Source organism: Stenotrophomonas sp. YJH_SMC_82 (assembly GCF_059368875.1).
The window spans coordinates 550,348-576,727 of sequence record NZ_JCAFSE010000003.1; the positions used below are offsets into that span (position 1 = coordinate 550,348).

25 protein-coding genes are annotated in these 26,380 nt (G+C 67.6%); 20 read left to right on the forward strand and 5 right to left on the reverse strand.

The genetic code is table 11. From position 1 onward, the window contains the following. From AC5P53_RS15250 to AC5P53_RS15275, 6 genes are all read left to right on the forward strand, one after another. A complete protein-coding gene (locus AC5P53_RS15250) occupies window positions 1-462 on the forward strand; it encodes an NUDIX hydrolase (RefSeq protein WP_014647078.1) in 462 nt (153 codons plus the stop codon). Further along, window positions 459-1,601 carry a tRNA 2-thiouridine(34) synthase MnmA gene (mnmA, locus tag AC5P53_RS15255; protein ID WP_049403980.1) on the forward strand — a complete coding sequence of 381 codons (1,143 nt, stop codon included), beginning with the start codon at window positions 459-461 and terminating at the stop codon, window positions 1,599-1,601. The genes AC5P53_RS15250 and mnmA overlap by 4 nt, the downstream gene beginning before the upstream one ends. Further along, window positions 1,598-2,212: a high frequency lysogenization protein HflD gene (hflD, locus tag AC5P53_RS15260; protein ID WP_049439883.1), complete on the forward strand. Its 615-nt coding sequence runs from the start codon at window positions 1,598-1,600 to the stop codon at window positions 2,210-2,212. Before mnmA ends, hflD begins: the two co-directional genes overlap by 4 nt. 218 nt (window positions 2,213-2,430) lie before the next feature. Then, window positions 2,431-3,621 (forward strand): methyl-accepting chemotaxis protein, encoded by a 1,191-nt coding sequence (locus AC5P53_RS15265; protein ID WP_014647075.1) that lies wholly within the window; start codon window positions 2,431-2,433, stop codon window positions 3,619-3,621. A gap of 98 nt (window positions 3,622-3,719) precedes the next feature. After that, window positions 3,720-3,935 carry a hypothetical protein gene (locus AC5P53_RS15270; RefSeq protein WP_241886789.1) on the forward strand — a complete coding sequence of 72 codons (216 nt, stop codon included), beginning with the start codon at window positions 3,720-3,722 and terminating at the stop codon, window positions 3,933-3,935. A 67-nt stretch (window positions 3,936-4,002) separates the two neighbouring features. Beyond that, entirely contained in the window at window positions 4,003-4,509 is a 507-nt protein-coding gene (locus AC5P53_RS15275) for a hypothetical protein (protein WP_241886788.1), read from the forward strand. Between the two features lie 124 nt (window positions 4,510-4,633). Here the strand turns inward: AC5P53_RS15275 and AC5P53_RS15280 are convergent, their stop codons facing one another. After that, window positions 4,634-7,393: a bifunctional diguanylate cyclase/phosphodiesterase gene (locus AC5P53_RS15280; protein WP_134808847.1), complete on the reverse strand. Its 2,760-nt coding sequence runs from the start codon at window positions 7,391-7,393 to the stop codon at window positions 4,634-4,636. 130 nt (window positions 7,394-7,523) lie between these two features. On the opposite strand from AC5P53_RS15280, the gene AC5P53_RS15285 reads away from it, so the two are divergent. Together AC5P53_RS15285 and AC5P53_RS15290 are read left to right on the forward strand one after the other, a co-directional pair. Then, the gene (locus tag AC5P53_RS15285; RefSeq protein ID WP_495227455.1) at window positions 7,524-9,626 is read left to right on the forward strand and encodes a PAS domain-containing sensor histidine kinase; all 2,103 of its coding nucleotides are present in this window, start codon (window positions 7,524-7,526) and stop codon (window positions 9,624-9,626) included. 4 nt (window positions 9,627-9,630) lie between these two features. After that, window positions 9,631-11,403: an EAL domain-containing protein gene (locus AC5P53_RS15290; RefSeq protein WP_014647070.1), complete on the forward strand. Its 1,773-nt coding sequence runs from the start codon at window positions 9,631-9,633 to the stop codon at window positions 11,401-11,403. A gap of 326 nt (window positions 11,404-11,729) precedes the next feature. On the opposite strand, the gene AC5P53_RS15295 is transcribed toward AC5P53_RS15290, so the two are convergent. The 4 genes from AC5P53_RS15295 to flgA form a co-directional block, all read right to left on the reverse strand. Further along, window positions 11,730-12,950, reverse strand: a complete 1,221-nt coding sequence (locus AC5P53_RS15295) for an ATP-binding protein (protein ID WP_014647069.1) — start codon at window positions 12,948-12,950, stop codon at window positions 11,730-11,732. A gap of 91 nt (window positions 12,951-13,041) precedes the next feature. Beyond that, window positions 13,042-13,380, reverse strand: coding sequence for a FlgN family protein (locus tag AC5P53_RS15300; RefSeq protein ID WP_014037132.1), 339 nt, complete (start codon window positions 13,378-13,380; stop codon window positions 13,042-13,044). Continuing rightward, window positions 13,377-13,682: a flagellar biosynthesis anti-sigma factor FlgM gene (gene flgM, locus AC5P53_RS15305; protein WP_014647067.1), complete on the reverse strand. Its 306-nt coding sequence runs from the start codon at window positions 13,680-13,682 to the stop codon at window positions 13,377-13,379. The genes AC5P53_RS15300 and flgM overlap by 4 nt, the downstream gene beginning before the upstream one ends. Before the next feature lie 75 nt (window positions 13,683-13,757). Beyond that, on the reverse strand, window positions 13,758-14,414 hold the full coding sequence (flgA, locus tag AC5P53_RS15310) for a flagellar basal body P-ring formation chaperone FlgA (RefSeq protein ID WP_032961903.1): 657 nt from the start codon (window positions 14,412-14,414) through the stop codon (window positions 13,758-13,760). 259 nt (window positions 14,415-14,673) lie between these two features. Between flgA and AC5P53_RS15315 the strand changes: the two genes are divergently transcribed. The 12 genes from AC5P53_RS15315 to flgL all read left to right on the forward strand — a co-directional run bounded on the left by AC5P53_RS15315 (window position 14,674) and on the right by flgL (window position 26,353). Further along, on the forward strand, window positions 14,674-15,618 hold the full coding sequence (locus AC5P53_RS15315; RefSeq protein WP_014037130.1) for a chemotaxis protein: 945 nt from the start codon (window positions 14,674-14,676) through the stop codon (window positions 15,616-15,618). A 151-nt stretch (window positions 15,619-15,769) separates the two neighbouring features. Further along, on the forward strand, window positions 15,770-16,165 hold the full coding sequence (gene flgB, locus AC5P53_RS15320; RefSeq protein WP_005409576.1) for a flagellar basal body rod protein FlgB: 396 nt from the start codon (window positions 15,770-15,772) through the stop codon (window positions 16,163-16,165). Window positions 16,166-16,168: 3 nt separating this feature from the next. Continuing rightward, the gene (gene flgC / locus AC5P53_RS15325; protein ID WP_005416461.1) at window positions 16,169-16,576 is read left to right on the forward strand and encodes a flagellar basal body rod protein FlgC; all 408 of its coding nucleotides are present in this window, start codon (window positions 16,169-16,171) and stop codon (window positions 16,574-16,576) included. Window positions 16,577-16,599: 23 nt separating this feature from the next. Then, the gene (locus AC5P53_RS15330; protein ID WP_014647064.1) at window positions 16,600-17,283 is read left to right on the forward strand and encodes a flagellar hook assembly protein FlgD; all 684 of its coding nucleotides are present in this window, start codon (window positions 16,600-16,602) and stop codon (window positions 17,281-17,283) included. Between the two features lie 32 nt (window positions 17,284-17,315). Further along, window positions 17,316-18,539: a flagellar hook protein FlgE gene (flgE, locus tag AC5P53_RS15335; protein WP_014647063.1), complete on the forward strand. Its 1,224-nt coding sequence runs from the start codon at window positions 17,316-17,318 to the stop codon at window positions 18,537-18,539. Between the two features lie 32 nt (window positions 18,540-18,571). Next, on the forward strand, window positions 18,572-19,321 hold the full coding sequence (locus AC5P53_RS15340; protein ID WP_032961905.1) for a flagellar basal body rod protein FlgF: 750 nt from the start codon (window positions 18,572-18,574) through the stop codon (window positions 19,319-19,321). 103 nt (window positions 19,322-19,424) lie between these two features. Further along, the gene (gene flgG / locus AC5P53_RS15345; RefSeq protein ID WP_005409571.1) at window positions 19,425-20,210 is read left to right on the forward strand and encodes a flagellar basal-body rod protein FlgG; all 786 of its coding nucleotides are present in this window, start codon (window positions 19,425-19,427) and stop codon (window positions 20,208-20,210) included. 22 nt (window positions 20,211-20,232) lie between these two features. Next, complete coding sequence (gene flgH / locus AC5P53_RS15350) at window positions 20,233-20,925, forward strand: flagellar basal body L-ring protein FlgH (protein ID WP_014647061.1); 693 nt, start codon at window positions 20,233-20,235, stop codon at window positions 20,923-20,925. Between the two features lie 2 nt (window positions 20,926-20,927). After that, window positions 20,928-22,064, forward strand: a complete 1,137-nt coding sequence (locus tag AC5P53_RS15355; RefSeq protein ID WP_126412115.1) for a flagellar basal body P-ring protein FlgI — start codon at window positions 20,928-20,930, stop codon at window positions 22,062-22,064. 1 nt (window position 22,065) lies between these two features. After that, window positions 22,066-23,265, forward strand: coding sequence for a flagellar assembly peptidoglycan hydrolase FlgJ (flgJ, locus tag AC5P53_RS15360; protein WP_014647059.1), 1,200 nt, complete (start codon window positions 22,066-22,068; stop codon window positions 23,263-23,265). A gap of 8 nt (window positions 23,266-23,273) precedes the next feature. Further along, on the forward strand, window positions 23,274-25,154 hold the full coding sequence (flgK, locus tag AC5P53_RS15365; protein ID WP_049439354.1) for a flagellar hook-associated protein FlgK: 1,881 nt from the start codon (window positions 23,274-23,276) through the stop codon (window positions 25,152-25,154). Beyond that, window positions 25,151-26,353, forward strand: a complete 1,203-nt coding sequence (gene flgL / locus AC5P53_RS15370) for a flagellar hook-associated protein FlgL (RefSeq protein ID WP_111206877.1) — start codon at window positions 25,151-25,153, stop codon at window positions 26,351-26,353. Before flgK ends, flgL begins: the two co-directional genes overlap by 4 nt. Window positions 26,354-26,380 lie beyond the last annotated feature (27 nt).

The window sequence follows — 26,380 nt, forward strand, 5'->3', positions numbered from 1 at the left end:
TTGAACGCCACGCCGGACCCGCGCTGGGCACCGCACGCCACCGTTGCCACCGTGGTGATCGACGGCGGCCGCGTGCTGCTGGTCGAGGAGACCATTGACGGCCGCCAGGTGCTGAACCAGCCGGCCGGCCACCTCGAGCCGGGCGAAAGCCTGGCCGAGGCCGCCCTGCGCGAGACCCGCGAGGAAACCGGCTGGACGGTGCAGCTGACCCACTTCATTGGCTGCTACCAGTGGACTGCCGGCGACGGCACGGCCTTCCTGCGCTTCTGCTACGCGGCGCGCCCGGTTTCGCACGATCCGGCGCAGCCGCTGGACACCGGCATCGACCGCGCGCTGTGGCTGACCCCGGCCGAGCTGCAGGCCGCCGGCGAGCGCCAGCGCAGCCCGCTGGTGTGGCAGGTGGTGGCGGATTACCTGGGTGGCCAGCGCCACCCGCTTTCGCTGGTCCGGGAGGTCGCATGAGCACTCCGCGTGTGATGGTGGGCGTCTCCGGCGGCGTCGATTCCTCGGTCGCCGCCTGGCGCCTGGTACAGCAGGGCGAGGCCGTGGCCGGCCTGTTCATGCAGAACTGGGCCGACGATGGCAGCGGTGATTGCCGTGCCGAGGATGACCGTCGCGACGCGGTGGCCGTGTGCGGCCTGCTGGGCATCCCGTTCCACTTCCGCGACTTCTCCAGCGAGTACTGGCAGGGCGTGTTCGAGCACTTCCTGGCCGAGTACGCGGCCGGCCGCACCCCGAACCCGGACGTGCTGTGCAACCGTGAAGTGAAGTTCAAGCATTTCCTGGACGCCGCCCGCGAGCTGGGCGCCGAGCGCATCGCCACCGGCCATTACGCACGGGTGACCCAGCGCGGCCACCAGTGGCTGCTGCTGCGCGGCGCCGATCGATCCAAGGACCAGAGCTACTTCCTGCATCAACTGGGCCAGGAACAGCTGGCAGCCACCCTGTTCCCGATCGGCGACCTGGAAAAGAGCGACCTGCGCCGGATCGCGCGCGACGTCGGCCTGCCGACCCACGCCAAGAAGGACTCCACCGGCATCTGTTTCATCGGCGAGCGCGACTTCCGCGAATTCCTCGGCCGCTACCTGCCGGCCAAGCCCGGCCAGATCCTCGACCCGGCCGACGGCAGCGTGATTGCCGAACACCCGGGCGTGTTTTATTTCACCCTGGGCCAGCGCGAGGGCCTGAACATCGGCGGCGTGCGTGGCCGCCCGGCCGCGCCGTGGTACGTGGTTGGCAAGGATGTGGCCAGCAACGTGCTGTACGTGGACCAGGACCGCGACAGCAAGTGGATGCTGTCCGACCGCCTGCGTTCGGAAACCGCGCACTGGATCGCCGGCTCACCGCCGGCACGGCGCTTCGAATGCACCGCCCAGACCCGCTACCGCCAGCCCGACGAGCCGTGTACGGTCCAGGTGCTGGACGATGGCAGCGTGCTGGTCACCTTTGCGCGCCCGCAGCGTGCCGTTACCCCCGGTCAATCGCTGGTGCTGTATGACGGTGATGTGTGCCTGGGCGGCGCGGTGATCGCCGCCACCGATGCGCCGCTGGAACAACGCCTGCGCACCACCCCCTCCCCTTTTGAGGTAATCGCTGCATGAGTTTCACTGTCGACGACCGCGTCCTGGCCTTGGCCGGCATTGCCCAGGCCCTGCAGCAGGTGCGCCGCATCGCCGATACCGGCCATTCCGACGCCGCCGCCGTGCGCACCGCCGTGGACAGCGTGTTCCGCGTGGATGCGTCCTCGCCGCAGGCGGTGTTCGGTGACCGTCATGCACTGAAGTCCGGCCTGCGCCTGCTGCACAACTACTTCCGCAGCCAGGGCCAGGACCCGATGCTGCCCAAGCTGGCCCTGTCGGTGCTGCAGCTGGAGCGCCGCTTCGTGCAGGATGGGGCGACCGTGAACAAGGTCGCCTCGGGCATCGAGCGCGCCCAGCGCCAGGCCACCGAACTGGGCGACAGTGGCCACCCGGACGTACTGGCCAACCTGGGCGGCCTGTATGCCGACACCATCAGCCACCTGAAACCGCGGGTGATGGTGCAGGGCAACCCGCACTACCTGGGCCAGGCCGGCGTGGTGGCGGAGATCCGTGCCCTGCTGCTGGCCGCGGTGCGTTCGGCGGTGTTGTGGCGCCAGCTGGGCGGCAGCTACTGGGACTTCCTGTTCAGCCGCAAGGCGATGATCGAGGCCGTGGACCGCCTGCTGGCCTGAGGGTGTGGGGTCAGAGCCCTTTTCCATGGAAAAGGGATCCGACCCCGTTGCGCCTGCCCAAGGGGTCGGATCCCTTTCCGGCACGGAAAGGGCTCTGACCCCGAGGCCGCCAAGGCGCCGGAAAACCGGCGCATTCAGAATGCACTTCGAGGCACATCGACGTTAAAGAGAAAGGGGGTACGGCCGATACATCCTCCGTGCACCTCCCGAGAACGTCCATGTACTCACGCATTTTCATCCGTCTGGCCGCCCCCCTGGCTCTGACCCTGCTGCTCCCCTTCGCCATCGGTTTCGAATGGCCGGCCGCCCTGCGCTGGGCGATCCTGACCACGATGACGCTGAGCTGGCTCGGCTTTGCGTGGTGGACCACCCGCGCACAGGCACATCGTTCCCCCGAGCACGCCCGTGTCCTGCGCGAACAGGACCAGCTGCTGACCGAGCTGCGCAACTTCGTCGGCAACGAGATCGACGGTTCGCGTGGCGAAGTGGAACGCGCCCGTGACCTGATCCGCCAGGCCGTCTCCAGCCTGGGCGGCAGCTTCGATGCCATGAACCGCAAGTCGCGCCAGCAGAGCCAGGCCCTGTCGCGCATCGTCGACCGCGCCGGTGATGAAGGCAATGCCGGCCTCGACGTTGCCCGTTTCGCCCAGCACGCCAGCCATCGCATGGAACAGCTGGTGGAAGCGCTGGAACAGGTGAGCGGCCAGAGCAGCACCACCGTGCAGCACATCGACCAGATGGCGCAGCACCTGGATGGCATCTTCGCGCTGCTGGAAGACGTCAAGTCGATCGCCGACCAGACCAACCTTCTGGCGCTGAACGCGGCCATCGAAGCGGCGCGCGCCGGTGAAGCCGGTCGTGGCTTCGCCGTGGTCGCCGACGAAGTGCGCAACCTGTCCGAGCGCTCGACCACCTTCAACGAGCAGATCCGCAAGCTGGCGCACAGCTCCAAGGACGCCATCGCCAAGGTGCGCGAGACGGTTTCGCACATGGCCTCGCGCGATATGGACCGCTCCCGCGAAGCCCGCCAGGAAGCAGCAGCGATGCTCGACAACGTCGCGCAGATCAACGCCTCGCTGGGCGACGGCATGCGCGAAGTGTCCGAGTGCGCCCGTGCGATCGATGGCAGCGTGGCCGAAGCCGTGCGTGCCCTGCAGTTCGAAGACATCGCCACCCAGGCGCTGGGCGGTGTGCACACCCACCTGGACCGCCTGACCGCGATCAACCGCGAAGCGGTGGCCCTGCAGGAACTGCTGCACCGCAATGGCGGCGTGTTCGACGAAGAGATCGCCAGCGCCCTGCAGCGCACCGGCAATCGCCTGCGCGAGCTGCGCAGCGAATGGGAACGCCCGCCGCACAAGCCCGTCGCCCAGCAGAGCATGGGCGCCGGCACCGTCGAGCTGTTCTGATCCTGATGTCCGCTGCCCTCGCCGGCAGCCCGCAAGGCCCCGGTTCGTCCGGGGCCTTTGCCTGTAACCTGCCATTGGATGCATCCTGTACGCGCACCATGACCCTGATCCGCGCCCTGCCCGCCCTCACCGACACCGAGCGCCCGCGCAACGCGAGCGTGCGTGAGCAGCTGCAGCGGCTGGAAGACGTGGCCCGCGAGGAACTGCTCGAAATGCAGCAGCTGGCCGATGCGCGCCCCACCCCCTCCCGAGCCGACGATGAACTGCTGGGCCTGGCATGGGACCTGGGCCTGGATGGCGAAGCCCTGAAGTAGATCCACGTCCTGCGTGGATGGGCCGTCCCGCATGGCATGATCCACCGGTCCCATTCATGGAAGACCGATGGCCATCGCCCTGATCCCAGTGCTCCTCATCGAAGCCGTCCTTCTGATGGCCTGGGTGGCCGGCTATTTCAGCTGGGGCATCACCCTGTTCAACGAACGCATCGCGGCGTCACCGGCCATGCAGGCCCGGCTTTCGCTGGGCAGCCTGGAACGTGACCTGCCGCAGGACAGATGGCTGCAACTGGCCTTCCATGCGCTGCCCGATGGCAGCATGGCGTTCCGCGAGAGCTTCGCACCGAGCTTCGGCCTGCGCTACTTCCCGGTGATGCGTGGACGCATCGTTCTCAACGCGCGACGGCACGAGGTGCGGGTGATCGGCCTGTGCAGCTGGTTCGTGGCAATCCTGTCGCTGCTGCTGTTGCCACTGGTGGCGATGCGCCCGATGGTGGCACCGATGCTGCTGGTGCTGCCGCTGTTCCTGGCCAGCTATCTGGTCCAGAAGCGGCGCTATGCGGCCATCGTCGAGGCCCTGCGCATGCAGTTGAAGGCGGAGTTTCCCAGGTAGTTCCACGCCATGCGTGGATGATCGCGAGCGCCAGGGCATCCGTGCCGGCCAACGGTCGGCACCCACCAGAGCTGGGCGCACCAGAGTCAGGCCACACCGCGCCGGCATCCGCCAGCGCAGACCCTCAGCGCACCAGCACCGCTTCGCCGCTGGCGTCGGTGCGCATCGGCGCCGGGCGCTGCTGGCGCAGCCACTGCGCCAGATCACGCGGGCTGAGCGGGCGCGAGTACAGGTAGCCCTGGATCTCGTCGCAGCCCTGGCGGCGCAGCATGTCTTCTTCCTGGTGGGTTTCCACGCCTTCGGCCACCACCTTCATGCCCAGCGCGTGGCCCAGGTGGACGATGGCCTGGGTGACTTCGGCCGTGCCCGAATCATGCAGCATGCCCTGCACGAAACTGCGGTCGATCTTCAGGCGCCCCACCGGGAAGCGATTGAGGTAATTGAGGTTGGAGAAGCCGGTGCCGAAGTCATCCACCGCCAGCGGCACGCCGTGCCGTTCCAGCACGTCGAAGCAATGGCGCAGGATGTCGGTATCACGGATCAGCGCCGACTCGGTCAGCTCCAGTTCCAGCCGTTGCGGCGGCCAGCCATGGGCATGGCAGATCTCGATCACGCGCTCGGCGAAGCCGCGATCACGCAGCTGCACCGCCGACACGTTGACCGCGATGCGATCAAAGTGCAGTCCGGCACGGTCCCAGGCGGTCGCCTGGCGGCAGGCCTCGTTCAGCACCCAGTCGCCGATGCGCACGATCTCGCCGCACTTTTCGGCAATGGGAATGAACTCGGCCGGGCTGCAGTAGCCGATGCCGGGGCGGTGCCAGCGCAACAGTGCCTCGATCGCCGGTGGCTCGCCGTGGTGGGCGTGCAGCAGCGGCTGGTAGGCCAGGCTGAACTCGTCGCGCTCGATCGCCCCATGCAGGGCATGCTCGACGTCCAGCCGGCGCTGGATGCGGGCCAGGGCGTCCTGGCTGTAGTACTGGTAGGTGTTGCGCCCGGCTTCCTTGGCCGCATACATCGCGGCGTCGGCCGCGCGCAGCAGTGAGTCGAAATCGGTCTGCGCATCGCCCAGCATCGCGATGCCGACGCTGGCGCCGACTTTCAACGTGGTCTCGCCACGGCGCAGCGGCTCAGCCAGCGAGGCAATCAGCTTGCGGGCGACATGACCGGCATCTTCCGGCTCGGCCAGGTCGCGCAGCACCACGATGAACTCATCGCCACTGAAGCGGCCGAACAGGTCGTTGTTGCGCAGGTTCTGGTGCAGGCGGGTGGCTGCGGCCTTCAGCAGCGCATCGCCGGTGGCGTGGCCGAAGCTGTCGTTGATGGTCTTGAAGCCGTCCAGGTCGATGAACAGCATGGCCAGCGAGGTACCGCGGTCGCGTGCTTCCTCGATGGCTTCGGCGGTCTGTTCGCCGAGCAGTACGCGATTGGGCAGGCCGGTCAGCAGGTCGTAGTGGGCCAGCAGTTCGATGCGTTCGTTGGCTTCGCGCTCGCGGGTGATGTCACGGAACAGGACAACGAACCGCGGCGGCAGGCCGTCACGGCGGTCCAGTTCGATCAGCACCTGCACCCAGACGCGCAGGCCGGACTGGCGGTAGAAGCACAGGTCCAGCTGCTCGGGCAGGCCGCCGTTGGCGATACGGGCGAGCGCCGCCTCGAACGCGTTGCGCGAGTCCTCCGTGTACAGCGCCAGCGCCTGGTCGAGGGTGATCGGTTCCTTGCGCAGGCCATGGATGCGGTAGCACTCCTCGGTCCATTGCATGCTGCGGGTCTGCACTTCGATCTCGCAGCCGCCGATGCGGCCCAGCGCGGAGACCCGGTTCAGCAGTTCGGTGCGCCAGCGGATCAACGCATCGGTCTGGTGCTGTTCGGTGATGTTCTGTACCTGGCCGAGCAGGCGCTTGGGTTGCCCGTCCATGTCCAGCAGCGGCTGCATCCATAGCCGCAGGTGCTGCGAAGGCTCATGGCCGCGGGTCAGCTCCAGCTCGAGGTTGGCAGCGCGGCCATCGCGCCACAACCGCCGCCATGCCGCGCGCAGCGCGCCGCGGGAGCGTGGATGCAGCTGCTTCAGCCAACGCCGCTGGCCCGGAACGGCGCCCTGCTCCAGGGCCAGCAGCGAACGCAGTTCCGGCGACCACCAGAAATGCCCGCTGTTGGGATCAAACGACCAGCTGCCCATGCTGGCGATGCGCTGGGCCTCGCTCAGGTGCAGCTGCTGTTCCTGCAGCAGCGATTCGAGCTGCTTCTGCTGCTCGATATCGGTATGCGTGCCGACCATGCGCAGGGGCTGGCCATCGGCGGTGCGAGCGACCACGCGGCCGCGATCGAGCACCCAACGCCACTGGCCATCGGCCTGGCGGAAACGGAACTGTGCGCTGTACTGCTCGCTGTGCCCGCGCAGGTGCTCGTCGAGCGCGGCGCGCACCTGGGCGATGTCCTCGCCGTGCACGCGAGACAGCAATTCAGTGGCGGTCTCGTCGCCCAGCGCCGGCGTGCGCGCCACCCGGTCACTGGGGATGTCCCAGTCCCACAGGCTGTGGCCGGCGCTGTCCAGTGCCAGCTCCCAGCGCCCGCCCGCATCGACCGGCACCGGCTCGGGAATGCTCAGGGTGAACGCCAGCAGGTTGCCGGCACCGTCGTGCACCGCACGCAGGTGACCGTCGTAGTGCCCCCGCGGGCCGCCCGGCAGCGTGCAGGCAACGATGCCACCATCGGCGGCCATCAGGCGCAGATCTTCCAGCATCGGCGCATAGGCCGCCACGGTGGCCGGCAGGCCATGCTCGCGCGCGGCCGGATTGGCCGCCAGCGGGCGCCCGGCACGGTCGACGATGACCAGCGCCGACGCAAGCGGGTGCTGCAGCAGGCTGGCGATGATCCCTTGGTCCACGCGATCTTGCTCCGGATGACACGCCCGTCAGCGGGGCACGCAGTGGTTAACGGCGCCTGCGGCGGATAATTGAGTGGTCACGGCACGCTGCGGGGTAAGATGACCGGCGCCCCTGTCACCCGCCCCGTCCATGCCCGCAGAACCGACCGGCAACGCCCCAGTTCCCGACCCGCGGATGGCGCAGGCGCTGAGCCGTGACCGGCGCCGGGTGGTGCTGAGCTACCTGGTGATGGCGCTGGCCTGGATGATCTCCACCGACAGCGTGGTGCAGGCGCTGGTGCCCGATCCGCAGCAGGCGGCCCTGTGGCAGGGCCTGAAGGGCTCGTTCTTCGCGCTGGCCAGCGCGGGCCTGCTCTATCTGCTGCTGCGCCCGCTGGCCGAACACGTGCTGCATACCCATGCGCGCCAGCAGGCCTCCGAGCTGCGCCTGCGGCAGATGTTCGAGGGCAACCCCGGGCCGATCCTCGTCTACGACCTGGACACGCTGGCGATCCTCGATGCCAACCCCGCCGCCTGCAGCGCCTTCGGCTGGGACCGCGACGAGCTGCTGGAACAGACCATCGACGCCTTGTGGCCGCCGGGCCAGGATCAGGCCCTGCAGACCAAGCTGGAGGCGATCCGCGAGGCGCCCGAGGAGCTGTGCATCCTGCGCGCTCAGCTGCAGCTGCGCGATGGCGCGCTGCGGCAGATGGAGCTGCGCTCCAACGCCATCAGCTACGACGGCCACAACGCCCGCCTGCTGATCGCCATCGACCGCACCGCCGAGGATCTGGCCCAGCTGCGCCGCGACCAGGCGTTGGCCCGGGTGGAGGAAGCCCATGAGCTGGCCCGCATCGGCGCCTGGGAACTGGACCCGTCCACCGGGCTGGGCCGCTATTCCAACCAGGTCTATCGCCTGCTCGGCCGCCGCCCGCCCGAGGCCCGGCGCTGGCACCGCTTCGATGAGCTGCTGGTGCCGGCCGACCCGGCCACCGCCACCCAGACCGAACAGCTGCTGGCCGAACTGTGCTCCGGCGAGCCGGTACAGGTGGACGTGCTGCTGCCGCTGCTGTCGATGGACGGCCGTGCATTGATGGTGCACCTGCGGGCGGCCAGCGGTATCGACGAAGCCGGCCGCAGCCGCGTGCTGGGGACGCTGCAGGACGTGACCGAGCGCGAGCAGTCGCGGCGCCTGCTGCGCGAGCGCGAGGAACAGTTCCGCGAGCTGGTGCGGGTACTGCCCGACGGCGTGGTGATCCTCTCCGACGAGCACGTGCTGTACGCCAACGCCTGGGCCGCCGGCCTGTTCGGCTACGGCAGCCACACCCTGCTGGGCGAGCCGCTGTCGGCACTGGTCGCTGCCGCCGACCTGCCACGGGGGCGCAGCCAGCTGCGCGCCGGCCAGCCCCACCTGGGGCCGGGCCACAGCAGCGTGGTGGCCATGCAGCGTGCGGACGGCCGCAGCTTCCATGCCGGCCTGGCGGTGGGCGAAGTGCGCTACGGCGGTCGTGACTGCAAGCTGCTGATCGTACGCGACCTGAGCGATTCCGAACGCACCCGCAGGGCGCTGGAAACCAGCAATCGCGAGCTGCAGGCGATGGCCGGGCGGCTGTTCTCGCTGCAGGAGGACGAGCGTCGCGCGATCTCGCGCGACCTGCACGATGACATCGGCCAGGCCATTACCGCGATCAAGCTGTCGGCGCATGCGGCGCAGGATGAGGACGATCCGAAGCGTCGTGGCGAGGACCTGGCGCAGATCGTCAGCCTGGCCGACACCACCGTGGCCAAGCTGCGCGACATCTCCACCCTGCTGCGCCCGCCGCAGCTGGATGCACTGGGCCTGGAGGCGGCGCTGAGCTGGCAGGCGCGGGTGCTGTTCCGCTCTTCGCCGGTGGAGCTGCTGGCCGAGATCGAGCCGCTGCCGCACCGCCCCGACAACAGCATCGAACAAGCCTGCTTCCGCATCGCACAGGAAAGCCTGACCAATGCGCTGCGCCATGCGCGCGCCAGCCAGGTCCTGCTGCAGCTGCGCGACGTCAGCCAGCGTGGCCTGCACCTGCAGATCCGCGATGATGGTGAAGGCTTCGATCCGGACGGCCCGCGCGGCCTCGGCCTGATCGTGATGCGCGAGCGCGCGCAGAGCGTCGGTGGCCACGTGCGGATCGAATCCGCGCATGGCGAGGGCACCCTGATCGACGTCCACCTCCCCTACCAGGCGACCAGCATGGCCGCCGTCGATTCACCGGAATACTGAGCCTATGTGGAATCCCAACCTGCCCCCGGTCAGCATCGATGATGCCCCCGACCGCCTTGGCGCCGGCAACCCCGAGCTGCAGGCGATGGTTGCCGAGGCGGCCTCCGGCGGCATTGCGCTGATGCTGATGCACGTGGACATCGACCACTTCGCATCGGTCAACGAGAACATGAGTGCCGAAGTGGGCGATCAGGCGCTGGTACTGGTGGCGCAGCGCCTGCAGTCCTACCTGCGCGGGCGTGGCAAGCTGTGGCGGCATGGCAGCGACGAGTTCCTGATCGCGGTGCCCCGCACCGCGGACCTGCCGCTGCCGGAGGACTTCGCTGAAGAGATCCGCCAGCAGATGGAACTGCCGCTGTCGGTGCTTCCATACACGCTGTTCATGACCGGCAAGCTGGGCGTGAGCCTGTGCCCGGAACATGCCAGCAGCGCCTCGCGCCTGCTCGACCATGCCGAAGATGCGCTGTACCAGGCCGCCCGCGAAGGCGGCAATGCCGTGCGCATCCATGCCGTGGATACCCCGCCGAGCGCGCACAGCGAGAGCATCATCGCGCGCCAGATCGTCGATGCCATTCCCAATGGCGAGCTGAAGCTGCGTTACCAGCCGCTGGTGAGCGCCCGCGACGGCCACGTGGTCGGCATGGAAGCGCTGCTGCGCTGGCAGTCGCCGACCCTGGGCATGCTGGTGCCGGAGCGCTTCATGCGCACCGCCGAGCGCCTGGGCATCATCGTGCAGATCGGCACCTGGGTGCTGGAAGGCGCATTGAAGCAGGCGCGGTTGTGGCGCGACCAGGGCTTTGATGACTTCACCATCGCGGTGAACGTGTCCACCCTGCAGCTGCTGCGGCCGAACTTCTTCGCCGAGGTGATGTCCCTGCTGCAGGCCGCGGGCGTGCCGGCGCACATGCTGACGCTGGAGATCAACGAGAGCGCGCTGACCAACAACGTCAATTTCGTCCATGAAACGCTGGCCAACCTGCGCAACGAAGGCATCAGCCTGAGCCTGGACAACTTCGGCACCGGCGATTCCAGCCTCAGCGCGCTGGTGCGCTATCCGGTGGACAAGCTGAAGATCGACCGCAGCTTCATCAAGAGCGCACCGGCTGGCAATCGCGAAGCAGCCATTGCCCGCGCGATCATTGCCATGGGCCACCAGCTGGGCATGACCGTGATTGCCAACGGCGTGGAATCGCAGGCCCAGCTGGGCTTCCTGCGCCGCAACGACTGCGATGTGTTCCAGGGCTACCTGTTCGGCGAGCCGATGTCGGCCGATGCCGCCGGCATGACCCTGCGCCGCCGCTACCTGCGCCCGGAAGCCTTCGCCGAAACGCGCCCGGACCGCACGTTGCTGCTGCTGGATGACGAGGAGAACGTGCTGCGCTCGCTGGTGCGCCTGTTCCGCCGCGACGGCTACCGCATCCTGGCCGCTGGCAACGTGCGTGACGCCTTTGATCTGCTGGCGATCAACGACGTGCAGGTGATCCTGTCCGACCAGCGCATGAGTGATATGAGCGGCACCGAGTTCCTGGGCCGGGTGAAGATGCTGTACCCGGATACGATCCGCCTGGTGCTGTCGGGCTACACCGATCTGAACACGGTGACCGATGCGATCAACCGCGGCGCGATCTATCGCTTCCTGACCAAGCCGTGGAACGACGACGAGCTGCGCAAGCACATCCACCAGGCATTCCGCACGTACGAAGAACAGCGCCGTAGCAATGCCGGCCCGGCACCGGTGGAAACCGGGGATGGTGGCGAGGATCGGCCGCTGCGGTGATGATCGGGTAGAGCCGGCCGCTGGCCGGCTGCCTTGGGTGCCCGGCTTCAATGAGGTTGCCGGCCAGCGGCCGGCACTACCATCGATAGGCCCCGGTAGAGCCGGCCGCTGGCTGGCTGCCCTGGGTGTCCGGTTTCAATGAGGTTGCCGGCCAGCGGCCGGCACTACCATCGATAGGCCCCGGTAGAGCCGGCCGCTGGCCGGCTGCCCTGGGTGTCCGGTTTCAATGAGGTTGCCGGCCAGCGGCCGGCACTACCATCGATGGGCCCCGGTAGAGCCGGCCGCTGGCCGGCTGCTCTGGGTGTCCGGTTCCACTTCGGAAGCGGTCAGCGCGGCTGCTTCACCGGCAGCACCACGCGGAAGCGCGAGCCCACGCCCGGGGTGCTGTCCAGGTCGATGCGGCCGTGATGCTTGTTGATGATGCTGTAGGAGATCGACAGGCCCAGACCGGTGCCACTGCCGACCGGCTTGGTGGTGAAGAACGGATCGAAAATGCGCTGGCGCAGTTCCGGCGAGATGCCGCCGCCGGTGTCTTCGAATTCAACCCACACGTGATCGCCATCAACGCCGGTGCGCACGGTGATCGTGCCGCGCTCGGCGATGGCATGACCAGCGTTGAGCAGCAGGTTCATGTAGACCTGGTTCAACTCCGACGGCAGGCACTCCACCAGCGGCAACTGGCCGAATTCGCGTACCAGGGTGACCTTGTACTTGAGTTCGTTCCAGATGATGTTGATGGTCGATTCCAGGCCCGCGTGCAGGTCGACCAGCTTCCACGATTCGTCGCGACCGGAATACGAGAAGTCCTTCAGGTCGCGCACGATGCGGGTAACGCGCTCGATGCCTTCGCGCGATTCCGCCATCAGCTGCGGCAGGTCGCGGCTGATGAAGTCGATGTCCAGGCGGTCACGGATGTCATCGATTTCCGGAATCAGTGCCTTCGGGTCCGGCGCGCGCAGGGCGCGCTCGTAGGCTTCGATCACGGTGAACAGGCTGCGCAGGTACTCCTGCAGGCTGCCCAGGTTGGAGTGCACGTAACCGATCGGGTTGTTGATCTCGTGCGCGACGCCGGCGGCGAGCTGGCCGATCGAGGCCATCTTCTCCGACTGCAGCAGCTTTTCCTGGGTGCCATTGAGGCGCAGGTAGGCCTGGCGCAGCTCGGCGTGGCGCTGCTGCAGTTCGCGCTCGTAGTCTTCCTGCCCTTCGATGTGGCGGAACAACGCAAGGAAATGCCCTTCGCCGACCGGACCATGGTGGTACAGGTGGGCGATGACCACTCCCTCGCCCAGCGGCAGGCTGCCATTCCAGTGGCCATGCTGGCGGGCCTGCTCCAGTGCATCAGGGGGGAGCAGCTCGCGCAGCCGCTGCGGCGGCGGCAATCCGCCGTCCGAGCCACTGGCCAGCAGGTTCTGCGCGGCCGGGTTGGCCAGGGCCACCTGCCCGTCTTCAGTGAACAGCAGCAGGCCTTCGCGCAGGCGCTCAAGCAGGGCCTGCAGCACCGGCTGCGGCGGAAGGGGGGCGGTAACCAGGGCGTTGGCAGCGGACACGGCGACTCGGGGCGTTCGAACAGGCGCCCAATATACGCGGTCATGCAGCGGGCTTCAGCCCACCGGGAGGGGGTGTGCGACCGCCGTCGCGTCAGGCGACGGCGAGTGGCCGGCCGATGCTGACCGTGTGCGACTGGCCCTTGGCATCGTAGGCCGAGGCATCTTCGGTACGGCCGAGCTGGCGCAGCGCCCAGTTCACCTCGCGGCGACGGCGCGACAGCAGCACGCCGTTGGCGCGGTTGCGCTCGGCCAGTTCCTGCAGCTGTTCGCCCTCGCCCACCGGCGGCGCGCCTTCCAGCGCACGCAGCGCTTCCAGCTTGGCGCCGGTGGCCCGGATCAGGGCGTGCACGTCGTGCTCGACCAGGGCCTGGCGCTCAACGTCCAGGGCCTGGGCGAGGCGCTGCAGCGGCTCGCTCATCGCCGCAGTCATCCGTGCAGCTGCTGGTCCAGATCGAGCATGCGCGATGCGATCGCGTCCGGATTGATCTTGTAGGTGCCGTTCTGCAGTGACTCGCGCACGGCCGCCACGCGCTGGGCGTCGATCGCCGGGGCGGTGGTCAGCTCACGCTCGATGGCCTGCAGATTGGTGGCCTCGCCGGTCAGGCGCAGGCTGTCGGCCGCCTCGACCGGGCGCGCCGCCGCATCGGTGCTGACGCCGGGCTTGCTGGCCGGGGTCGTCACGCTGCGCAGTGCCTGGGGGACCTGCAGGTTGCCGTCGATTTTCTGGCTCATGGGGTGTCCTGGAGTTGCCGTTCACAAGGGATAACGGCCGCAGGGCCGTGATCTTTAGGGATATTTTGCGGTAAATCAACGCGCCACGATTACGTCACCTGCGGCGTCGACCGTGCCCTGCACGATCCGCCGCGAGGACAGGTTCTCGACCGAGACCCGCTCGTTCTCACCGGCATCACCCATCGCACGGCCGGCAATGCGCACCTCGACCGAGCCGCGACGCGACACCAGGGCTACATTGTCTCCTCGCTTGATGAGACGCTGGACCACCAGATCGTTGTTCGACAGCAGGGCTCCGGCCTGCAACGGACGGCGGGCGATGCGGCCGATCGCTGCATTGGGATCGGACAGCACCGCGCCGGCAATCCGGGCAGCGTCACGCTGGGCAGTGGTGATATCGGCGGCCGTGAGGGTTTCTCCAGTGCCGATTCCGCGGTTGAGCACCAGCACGGTCTGGTTGCGCCGCACCTTCACCGGCACGAACAGGCGCCAGCCGCCCGCATCGGGACAGCTCACCTCCACCGTGGTGTTGGCGGTGGGCTGCACCTGCAACGCGCTGCCGCATTTCGGCAGGCGCAGCGCATCGGCCACCTGCGCCTCGCCTTCACTGCCGGCAGGCAGCGTCGACAGCGCCGCAGTGCGGATGCTGGCCACCGGCTGCCAGTCCGTGGCGCCCGCCCACGGCGCGGCCAGGGCGAGCGCGATGGCGAACAGCGATGTGACCCGGCGCATGGCGCCTCCTGTCGATGGGATCTGGCCCAGCAGCGTGCAAGGGGTGTGCCAGAGACCGGGTCCCGTTGATCGGATCCGGGATGGGGATTCGACCGGATGGGTAGAGTCGACTGCCAGTCGACTTTCGCGCGAAGCGCGGGGTTTCCCGTGATCGGATCGAAGAGCAGTCGACTGACAGTCGACTCTACAAACGCGGTGCGGGCCGCGCGGGCGGCAGAGCGCCCTCAAGTTCCGCCCCCACCACGCCGATACAGCAGCCATGTCCCATGACCTGCTCAACCGGATCGACCAGCGGACCCGACTGGCCGGCCACAACCGCCTGGCGCTGCTGCTGTTCCGCCTCGGCGGACGTCAGCTTTTTGGCGTCAATGTCTTCAAGGTGCAGGAAGTCCTGCGCCGCCCGGAGCTGTTCCAGGTGCCCGGCCTGCCCAGCCAGTTCTCCGGCGTGGCCGACGTGCGCGGCCGCTCGGTGCCGGTACTGGACCTGGGCCTGGCGATCGGCCACCCCGAGCGCGAACCGGACGCGGACACCTCGCCCGGCTACCTGGTCGTCACCGAATTCAACCGCTCGATCCAGGGCTTCCTGGTCAGTGGCGTCGAACGCATCGTCAACATCGCGGTGGAAGACATCCACCCGCCACCGGAGCTGGGCGCCGAGTCGAGCTACCTGACCGCGGTGACCCGCTTCCAGGGCGAGCTGATCCAGGTGATCGACGTTGAGAGCGTGCTGGCCGATATCGCCCAGGTGCGCGGAGAAGCGGTACTCGACCCGGCAATGGCCATGCCCGCCGACGGCCCGCAGCTGCAGGTGCTGGTGGTGGACGACTCGCGCGTGGCCCGCCAGCAGATCCGCAGCGTGCTGGACCAGCTGGGCGTGGGTGCCACCCTGCTTTCCGACGGCAAGCAGGCGCTGGACCACCTGCTGCAGGTCCACGCCTCGGGGGAAAACCCGGCCGAGCGCTATGCCATGGTCATCTCGGACATCGAGATGCCGGCCATGGATGGCTACACGCTGACGACGGAAATCCGGCGCCACCCGGGCCTGGCCGGCCTGTACGTGCTGCTGCACACCTCACTGTCGGGCGTCTTCAACAACGCCATGGTCGAGCGCGTCGGCGCCAATGCGTTCGTCGCCAAGTACTCGCCGCACGAGCTGGCCGACTTCGTGCTGGACCGCCTGCGCAAGGTGGCGCTGGCGGCGTAAGGCCCGCCGAGGGGTCGGATCCCGGGACGGGCTCCGACCCCGCATCGCAACGCGTCAACCACGGGGTCAGAGCCCCTGCGGGGATCTGACCCCCTCTCCATTTGGCACACCCCTTGCAGCTTCCCGGGCAACGTTCCCGTGGGAGTGCACCGTGCGCAACCTGATTACCGACTACCTGGGCGTCCACGCCCAGGCCATGCCGTTGCGCGAACAGCGGATGAAGCTGATCGCCAGCAACCTCGGCAATGCCGACACTCCCGGCTACAAGGCCCAGGACCTGGACTTCGATGCCGCCCTGCGCCACGCCCAGGGGCAGGATGCCAATGGCCTGATGGCCACCACCCATGAGCAGCACTACGAGATCAGTAGTGGCCTGAACCCGTTCCAGATCGCGCGCGAAGGCGTGCAGCCCAGCCTGGACGGCAACACCGTCGACCCCGATGCCGAGCGTGCCGCCTATGGCCGCGCCGCACTGGAATACCGCGCCTCGCTCAGCTTCGTCGAGAGCAAGGTGCGTTCCATGCTGACCGCGATCACGGGGCAATAAGCCATGAGCAACCTGCCGATCTTCGACATCGCCGGCTCCGCGCTGCAGGCACAGTCGGTGCGCATGAGCACCATCGCCTCCAACCTCTCCAATGCCGACACCGTCGCCGGTTCCGCCGACGCCGTGTACAAGCCGCTGGAACCGATCTTCCAGGCCGTCACCAGCAAGAACGATCCCAACATCACCTCGGTGAAGGTGAAGGAGATCACCCAGAGCGAGGCCGCGCCGATCAAGCGCTACGAGCCAGGCCACCCGCTGGCCGACGCCGATGGCTACATCTACCAGCCCGATGTCGATCCGGTGGCGCAGATGGTCAACCTGATCTCGACCTCGCGCAATTACCAGGCCGGCGTGGAGATGTTGACCACCGCCAAGGAACTGGCCCTGGCCACCCTGACCATGGGCCGCTGAGGCCCGCAGCACCGGATACCGCCATGACCACCGCCGTCAACAACCAGACCAGCCAGGACGTCTATTCCGCGCTGGGCCTGAACGCCCCCAACAGCAACGCCACGAAAAAGAAGAACACGCTGGACCAGGCCGACTTCCTGCGCCTGATGACCGAGCAGCTGCAGCACCAGGATCCGCTGAAGCCGATGGACAACACGCAGATGGTCGCGCAGATGGCGCAGATGTCCACCGTGCAGGGCATCACCGATCTGAACAAGACGGTGAAGGGCTTCCAGGAGTCGATGGCCAGCGACCAGGTGCTGCGTGGCGCTGCGCTGGTCGGCCACCAGGTGCTGGTGCCGTCGGAAAAGCTGGTGCTGGAGAAGGAAGGCAATGTCGAAGGCACGGTGGCTGCACCGTCGGCCGGCATCATCACCGTGGACATCACCGACGCCAACGGCGCCAAGGTCACCTCGCTGAGCGTGGAAGCCAAGGCTGCCGGCGAAACCGCCTTCCAGTGGGACGGCAAGGATGCCAACGGCAAGCGCATGGAGCCGGGCAAGTACTCCATCGTCGCCAACCATGTCGACACCGCCGGCAAGAGCACCAAGCTGTCCACCTACGTACAGGCGCCGGTGGAGAGCGTGACCGTTGGTTCCGACGGCCTGTACCTGAACCTCAAGGGCCTGGGCACGGCCCCGATCGACTACGTGCTCCGCGTCAGCTGAGCCGCACCTTCCGCATCAACCAGGAGCATCCCATGGGCTTCAATGTCTCGCTGTCCGGCATCAACGCCGCCAACACCGACCTGAGCGTCACCGCCAACAACGTCGCCAACGTCAACACTACCGGCTTCAAGCAGTCGCGCGCGGAGTTCGCCGACCTGTTCGCTTCGACCAGCTACGGCCTGTCGAAGAACCAGACCGGCTCGGGCGTGCGCGTTTCCAACGTCGCCCAGCAGTTCATCCAGGGCCACAACGAGCAGACCGGGCGCAGCCTGGACATGGCCATTTCCGGTGAAGGCTTCTTCACCATGAACATGAATGGTTCGCGCGTGTACTCGCGCGCCGGCAACTTCCAGACCGACTCGGCCGGCTACGTGGTCAACCCGCAGGGTGCGCGCCTGCAGGTGTTCGCGCCGAATGCCGATGGCACCAACTTCGATGCAGGCCGCCTGGTCGACCTGCAGCTGCTGACCACCGACAGCCCGCCGAAGCAGACCAGCGAAGTGAAGGTTGGCTTCACCCTGCCGGCCAACGCCAAGCAACCGACGGTGGCGACCTTCGACCCGGCCGATTCGAACAGCTACAACCACTCCAGCGGTGGCATCACCGTGTACGACTCGCTGGGCGTGAGCCACATCCAGGTCTCGTACTTCGTCAAGGGCGCCAACCCCAACGAATGGACCGTGCGCAATTACGTCGATGGCCAGCCGGCCGGCGCACCGACCCCGGTCACCTTCGACAATAGCGGCAAGCTGGTCGCACCTGCCAACGGCAAGGTCAGCCTCGGCACCTTCACCCCGACCACCGGTGCCGGCCAGTTGAACATGACGCTGGACATCAGCGGCTCCACCCAGTACGGCGAGAAGTTCGCCCTGCGCAATACCCAGCAGGACGGCTATGCCGCCGGCAAGCTCAACGAAGTGACCGTGTCCGAATCCGGCGTGGTCTACGCCCGCTATTCCAACGGCGACGACAAGCCACTGGGCCAGGTCGCCCTGACCACCTTCAACAACACGCAGGGCCTGGAATCGAAGGGCAACAACCTGTGGGTGGAGACCTTCGAATCGGGCACGCCGCGCACCGGCATGCCGGACACCTCCAACCTCGGCAAGATCCAGGCCGGCTCGCTGGAAGCGTCCACCGTCGATCTCACCGAGCAGCTGGTCAACATGATCACCGCGCAGCGCAACTTCCAGGCCAACGCGCAGATGATCACCACGCAGGACCAGATCACCCAGACCGTCATCAACATCCGTTGATGAGCTGCTGACCCTGTCACGGAACTCCCCGCATGGATAAAGCTCTTTACGTGGCGATGACCGGTGCCCGCGCCTCCCTGCAGGCGCAGGGAACGCTCAGCCACAACCTCGCCAACTCGGACACCCCTGGCTTCAAGGAAGCGCTGGCCAACACCGAAGCGTTCCCGATCAAGGGCCCGGGCTTTGCCTCGCGGGTGGATGCGCTGCACGTCGACGCCGGCTTCAACCGTACGCCCGGCTCGCAGCACATCACCGGCAAGCCGCTGGATCTGTCCCTGCAGACCGGCACCTGGCTGGCCGTGCAGTCCAGCGACGGCAGTGAGGCGTACACGCGCGGCGCTGCATTGTCGGTCACCCCGAACGGCCAGCTGGTGACCTCCAGCGGCCGTCCGGTACTGGATGACAACAACAACCCGATCGCCATTCCGCCCTACCAGGCGATGGAAATCGGTGCCGACGGCACGCTCTCGATCATCCCGCAGGGCGAAGGCCCGCAGACCATGGCGCAGATCGGCCGGATCAAGGTGGTACAGGCGCCGGACGAGCGCCTCGAGCGTGGCCTGGATGGCCTGTTCCGCAACACCGACCCACTGCAGCCGTTCGCACCGGCACAGGGCACGGCCGTGCACAGCGGCCAGCTGGAAGGCAGCAACGTCGATGCCGCCGGTGCACTGGTGCAGATGATCCAGCTGCAGCGCCAGTACGAAATGCAGGTGCAGGTGATCAAGCACGGCGACGACAACGCGCGCAGTGCCAACAGCCTGCTGCGCCTGGGCAGCTGACGGAATTCCGGCGCCGCCCGGGCGCGGCGCTGGCACACCGCTTGCACACCCGTTACCAGGGGCCGCATCGCGCGGCCGGCTTTACCCAGACAGGACACCGAAGATGAACCAGGCATTGTGGATCGCGAAAACCGGACTGGATGCGCAGCAGATGCGCATGTCGGTGGTTTCCAACAACCTCGCCAACACCAACACCACCGGCTTCAAGCAGGACCGTGCCAGCTTCGAGGACCTGCTGTACCAGCAGGTGCGCCAGCCCGGCGGCTCTTCGTCGGCGCAGACCCAGCTGCCGACCGGCCTGCAGCTGGGTACCGGCGTACGCGTGGTCGCCACCGCCAAGAATTTTGAGCAGGGTGGCCAGCAGCAGACCGGCCGTGCGCTGGACGTGATGGTCAACGGCCGCGGCTTCTTCGAAGTGCAGATGCCCGACGGCAGCTCGGCCTACACCCGTGATGGCTCGTTCAAGATCAACCAGGACAGCGAGCTGGTCACCAACAGCGGCTACCCGGTGCAGCCGGGCATCCAGATTCCCGAGGGCGCACAGTCGGTGACCATCGGTACCGACGGCACCATCAGCGTGAAGATGGCCGACGGCGCGGCGTCAGTGGAAGTGGGTGCGCTGACCCTGACCGACTTCGTCAATCCGGCCGGCCTGCAGGCGCGCGGCGAGAACCTGTTCCTGGAAACCACCGCTTCCGGTCCGGCACAGAACGGCAATCCCGGGCTCAACGGCCTCGGCACCGTGGTGCAGGGCGCGCTGGAAGGCAGCAACGTCAATGTGGTCGAAGAGCTGGTGTCGATGATCGAAACCCAGCGCGCCTACGAAATGAACGCCAAGGCAATCTCCACCACCGATTCGATGCTCGGCTATCTCAACAACAAGCTCTGACCGGCCCAACCGGGAAACCGCCATGTCGCCCATTTCCAGATTCACCCGCACTGCCCTCGCCTGCGCCGTGGTCGCCCTGCTCGGTGGCTGCGTGATCGCCGGCGACGTGCGCCCCTACGCGGCGATGGCACCGATCCAGCCGATCATGCCGCCGCAGGCCGCGCCGACCGCCGGTGCGATCTACGCTGCCGGCCCGACCCTGCAGCTGTACTCGGACCGCCGCGCACGCGATGTCGGCGACCTGCTGACCATCACCCTGCTGGAAAACACCACCGCGCAGACCAGCGCCAACACGGCCACCAACAAGGAATCCAACCTGAGCCTGGGCACGCCGTCCATCCTCGGTGCGCCGGTCACCCTGGGCGGCAAGGACATCCTCAGTGCGACGGCCAAGGGCGCGCGTGACTTCACCGGCAAGGGCAACAGCGCGCAGAGCAACCGCCTGCAGGGCAGTGTCACCGTCACGGTGATCCAGCGCCTGCCCAATGGCAACCTGGTGGTACAGGGGCAGAAGAACCTGCGACTGAACCAGGGTGATGAACTGGTGCAGGTGCAGGGCATCGTGCGCCCGGGCGACATCAGCCAGGACAACACCATTCCTTCCAGCCGCGTGGCCGAAGCCCGCATCGTCTACGGCGGCCGCGGCCCGGTCGCGCAGTCCAACGCGATGGGCTGGCTGAGCCGCTTCTTCAATTCCGGCCTGACGCCGTTCTGAGTATGGCCATGAAACTCCTCCCCTCTTCTTCCTGGCATCGCCGCGTGGCGTCGTTCGTCGCGCTGATGCTGCTGGTCGTGGCAGCCCCGGCCAGCGCCGAGCGCATCAAGGACCTGGCCCAGGTCGGCGGCGTGCGTGGTAACGCCCTGGTGGGCTACGGCCTGGTGGTCGGCCTGGATGGCAGCGGCGACCGCACCAGCCAGGCGCCCTTCACCGTGCAGAGCCTGAAGAACCTGCTCGGCGAGCTGGGCGTGAACGTACCGGCCAACGTCAATCCGCAGCTGAAGAATGTTGCGGCCGTCGCGATCCATGCCGAGCTGCCGCCGTTCGCCAAGCCGGGCCAGCCGATCGACATCACCGTGTCGTCGATCGGCAACGCCGTCTCGCTGCGCGGCGGCTCGCTGCTGATGGCCCCGCTGCGCGGCGCCGACGGCCAGATCTATGCGATCGCGCAGGGCAACCTGATCGTCGGCGGCTTTGGTGCGCAGGGCAAGGATGGTTCGCGGGTTTCGGTGAACGTACCGAGCGTGGGCCGCATTCCCAATGGCGCCACGGTCGAGCGTGCCCTGCCCGACCCGCTGGCCAATGGCGGCGACATCACGCTGAACCTGCACAACAACGATTTCACCACCGTTTCGCGCATGGTCGCCGCACTCAACAACGCGTTCGGCGAAGGCGCCGCGCGTGCGGTCGACGGCGTGACCGTGGCCGTGACTGCGCCGACCGATCCGGGCGCACGCATCGGCCTGCTGGCCCGCATCGAGAACCTGGAGCTGACCCCGGGCAGCGCCCCGGCCAAGGTCGTGGTCAATTCCCGCACCGGCACCGTGGTCATCGGCCAGCAGGTGCGGGTCGGCCCTGCCGCGATCTCGCATGGTTCGCTGACGGTGACGATCCAGGAGAACACCAACGTCAGCCAGCCCAATGCCCTGTCCGGTGGCCGTACCGTGGCCAGCCCACAGTCGACCATCACCGCCACCAACGACGGCAGCCGCATGTTCAAGTTCAGCGGCGGCACCACCCTGGACGAGATCGTGCACGCGGTGAACGCCGTGGGCGCGGCGCCGGGCGACCTGATCGCGATCCTGGAAGCCCTGAAGCAGGCCGGCGCATTGAGTGCCGAGCTCGAGGTGATCTGACATGCGCATCAATCCCGCATTCGACCTGCACCCGGCGCAGCAGAACGACCCGGCGAAGATCGACAAGGTCGCACGCCAGCTGGAAGGCCAGTTCGCACAGATGCTGGTCAAGAGCATGCGTGATGCCAGTTTCGGCGACTCGCTGTTTCCCGGCGAGAACAAGATGTTCCGCGACATGTACGACCAGAAGATCGCCGAGGCGATGACCCGCGGCAAGGGGCTGGGCCTGTCCGGCATGATCAGCCGCCAGCTGTCCGGCCAGGCCGCCGACGGCCCCGCGCTGGATACCCGCGTGGATCCGGCCAAGGCCAGCCGCGCCTACCAGCTCAACGCGCCGGACAAGCCGGCACCGTCGCTGCCGTTGGAAGATGGCAGCCAGGCCGTGCGCATGCTGCAGCAGATGGCGGCCGGCGCACAGCACGGCGCGCAGGCCGCGCTGGCACCGATGGAACAGGCACTGGACCTGATCGCCGGTCGCGAAAGCAGCAGCCTGCACCGCTCGCTGGGCACCGAGGATCCGTACATCGGCAACCTGCAGGGCGAGGACTGGTCCACCAACAACGACCAGTGGTCGGCGACGGCCAGCAACCGCGGTACGGCCATGAGCCAGGCCGATGCGATGGCTACCCGCACCGCCGTGGCCCAGCTGGGGCCGCACACGCCGGAAGGTTTCGTCGCCAGCATCTGGCAGCACGCGCAGAGCGCGGCCAGGGAACTGGGCGTGGATGCCCGTGCGCTGGTCGCCCAGGCCGCGTTGGAAACCGGCTGGGGCAAGCGCCACATCCGCCAGTCCGACGGCAGTACCTCGCACAATCTGTTCGGCATCAAGGCCACCGGCTGGAGCGGCCAGCGCGTTGAAGCCGGCACCCACGAATACGTGGATGGCGTACGCCGCAACGAAACCGCCAGCTTCCGCGCCTACAGCTCGCCGGCCGAAAGCTTCGCCGACTACGTGCGCCTGCTGAAGACCAGCCCGCGCTACCAGCAGGCCCTGCAGGCCGGCACCGACGTGCAGGGCTTCGCCCGTGGCCTGCAGCGCGCCGGCTATGCCACCGACCCGCGCTATGCGGCCAAGATCGCCGCGATCGCCGGCGGCCCGACCATCGAGCGTGCCGTAGCGGCCGTGACCGACGCCGGCGCGCGCCTTGGCCAGACCTTCGCCAGCACCGCGACCGCGGCGCTGGGTATCACCCGTCGTTGAGGAACCCCATGTCCAGCGTACTTTCCACCGGTACCGGTGCCCTGCTCGCCTTCCAGCGTGCGTTGGCGACCACCAGCCACAACGTGGCCAACCTCAATACGCCCGGCTACAGCCGGCAGAAGGTCAACTTCGCTACCGCCGACCCGCAGAACTACGGCTATGGCACGGTCGGCAACGGCACCCGGATCACTGACATCCGCCGCACGGCCGACCAGCTGGCGATCTCGCGCCTGCTCGACAGCAGCGGTGAACTGGCGCGCCTGAAACAGCTTTCGGGCATGGCCGACCGGGTCAACGCGCTGTTCTCCGATGCGGCCACCAATGTGGCCGGCGTCTGGTCGAACTTCTTCGATTCGGTCAGTGGCCTGTCGTCCAACGCGGCCGGCACCGCCGACCGCCAGAACATGCTCGACGGCGGCAAGGCGTTGGCCAACCGCTTCGTGCAGCTCAACACGCACTTGAACAACCTCAACAGCGAGGTCAACAACGGCCTGCTGGCCGGTGCCACCGAGGTCAACCGCCTGGCGCAGGAAATCGCGCAGATCAACGGCGCCATCGGCACCAACGTCGCCACCGCGGCGCCCGATCTGCTCGACCGCCGCGACCAGCTGATCACCCAGCTGATCGGCTACACCGGTGGCACGGCGGTGATCCAGGACGGCGGCATCATGAATGTCTACACCGCCGGCGGCAACGCGCTGGTGGTGGGTACCACGGCGACCAAGGTCACCACCGTGGCCGACCCGTACCAGCCCGAGCGCCTGCAGTTGGCGCTGGAGACCCAGGGCAACACCATCCGCCTCGACCCGAAGGCGGTCGGCGGCCAGATCGGTGGCCTGCTGGAATTCCGCGACACCGTGCTGACCCCTGCCCAGGCTGAACTGGGCAAGCTGGCGGTGGGCCTGGCCGAGAGCTTCAACCAGGCGCACCACCAGGGCGTGGACCTGTATGGCCAGCTGGGCGGGGACTTCTTCACCATCGGCAACCCGCGCGTCACCGGCAACAACAGCAATACCGGCACCGCCAGCCTCAGCGCAACCTACGGCGACCTGGGCAAGCTGGACGCGCAGAACGTGGTGCTGCAGTTCGATGGCACCAACTGGAAGGCCAGCCGCGCCGACACCGGCGCCAGCATCCCGCTGACCGGCACCGGCACCGCCGCCGATCCGCTGGTGATCAACGGCGTCAAGCTGGTCGTCGGCGGTACGCCGGCTGCAAATGACCGCTTCCTGCTGCAGCCGACCGCGGGCGTGGCCGGCAGCATGGAAGTGGCAATCACCGATCCGTCGCGCATCGCCGCCGCTGCAGCGGTGAAGGGCGCGGCCGCCACCGCCAACACCGGTACCGGCAAGCTGAGCGGTGTCACCGTCACCGATTCGACCAACGCCAACCTGCGCAATCCGTCGGCGATCGTGTTCACCTCGGCCACCACCTACACCATCGACGGTGGGCCGCCGCAGACCTACACGCCCGGCCAGACCATCAGCGCCAACGGCTGGAGCTTCGTGCTGGACGGTGCACCGAAGGTGGGCGATACCTTCAACATCACCCCGACCCCGGCCGGTTCGTCGGACAACAGCAACGCGTCGAAGCTGGCCAAGGTGGAAAGCGCGAAGGCGTTCAACGCCGGAACGGTGACACTGAACGGCGCGCTGGGTGGCCTGACCACCCAGGTCGGCGCCGCCGCCCGCTCGGCCGAGTACTCGCTCGACGCGCAGCTGGTGATCAATGACAAGGCGCAGGAAGCCCGCGACGAAGTCTCCGGCGTGAACCTGGACGAGGAAGCGGCGGACATGCTGCGCCTGCAGCAGGCCTACCAGGCCGCCTCGCAGCTGATCTCGACCGCCGACAGCATGTTCCAGACCATCCTGGGAGCCGTCCGCCGATGAGCAGCCGCATCTCCACCAGCATGATGTTCAACCAGTCGGTGTCGCTGATGATGGCCAAGCAGGCCAAGCTCAGCCACCTGGAGCAGCAGATCGCCACCGGCAGCAAGATCGTCAGCGCCAAGGACGATCCGGTTGCCGCCGGCACTGCGGTCGGCCTTGACCGCAGCCTGGCTGCACTGGACCGCATGAAGCTCAATGCCGGCAACGTGCAGAACCGCCTGGGCGTGCAGGAAAACACCCTGGCACAGGTCAACGACCTGATGGCACGCGTCAACGATCTGACCATCCAGGCCAGCAATCCGGCGCTGAGCGCGGCGGACAAGAAGACGCTGATCACCGAGGTCAACCAGATCCGCGACGGCCTGCTGTCGCTGGCCAACGCCGATGATGGCACCGGCCGCTATGTGTTCGGTGGCACCAACGACGGCGACCCGCCGTTTGCCAAGATCAACGGCAAAGTGGTCTACCGTGGCGACCAGACCCAGCGCCAGGTCGAAGTCGGTCCGGATACCTACGTGAAGGACGCGCTGCCCGGCAGCGAGATCTTCATGCGCATTCCCACCGGCGATGGCTTCGTCGACGGCAGCGCCGCGGCCGGCAACACCGGCAACGGCGTGCTGACCAACATCACCCGCGACGGCAGCGACAGCTGGAACGGCCAGGGCTTCAGCGTGCGCTTCACCACTGGCAACCAGTACGAGGTGGTGGATGGTGCGGGCAACGTGACCGGAACCGGCACCTACAAGGCCGGCGACGATCTGGAAGTGAACGGTGTGCGCCTGCGCATCACCGGCGCACCGGCGGCGGGTGACAGCTTCAGCGTACAGGCCGCCAGCAGCCGCGACATCTTCTCCACCATTGACAACCTGGTGGCGGCGCTGGGTGCCGACACCGGTACCACCGCGCAGATGACCGCGCAGCAGAACCAGCTGCAGAGCGCACTGCGCGACGTGGCGCGCGCTTCCGAGCGGATGATCGATTCGCGTGCCGCAGGCGGTGCGCAGTTGAAGGCGCTGGACAATGCCGCCGACATGCGCGAGGCCAATGGCGTGACCCTGAAGACCACGCTGTCGCAGATGCGCGACCTGGATTACGCCGATGCGCTGAGCCAGTACCAGCTGCAGAGCACCGCGCTGCAGGCGGCGCAGACGATCTTCTCGCAGATGCAGTCGATGTCGCTGTTCAACAAGCTGCGCTGACGCGCCGCCCGCGTCAGTCCCGAAAGG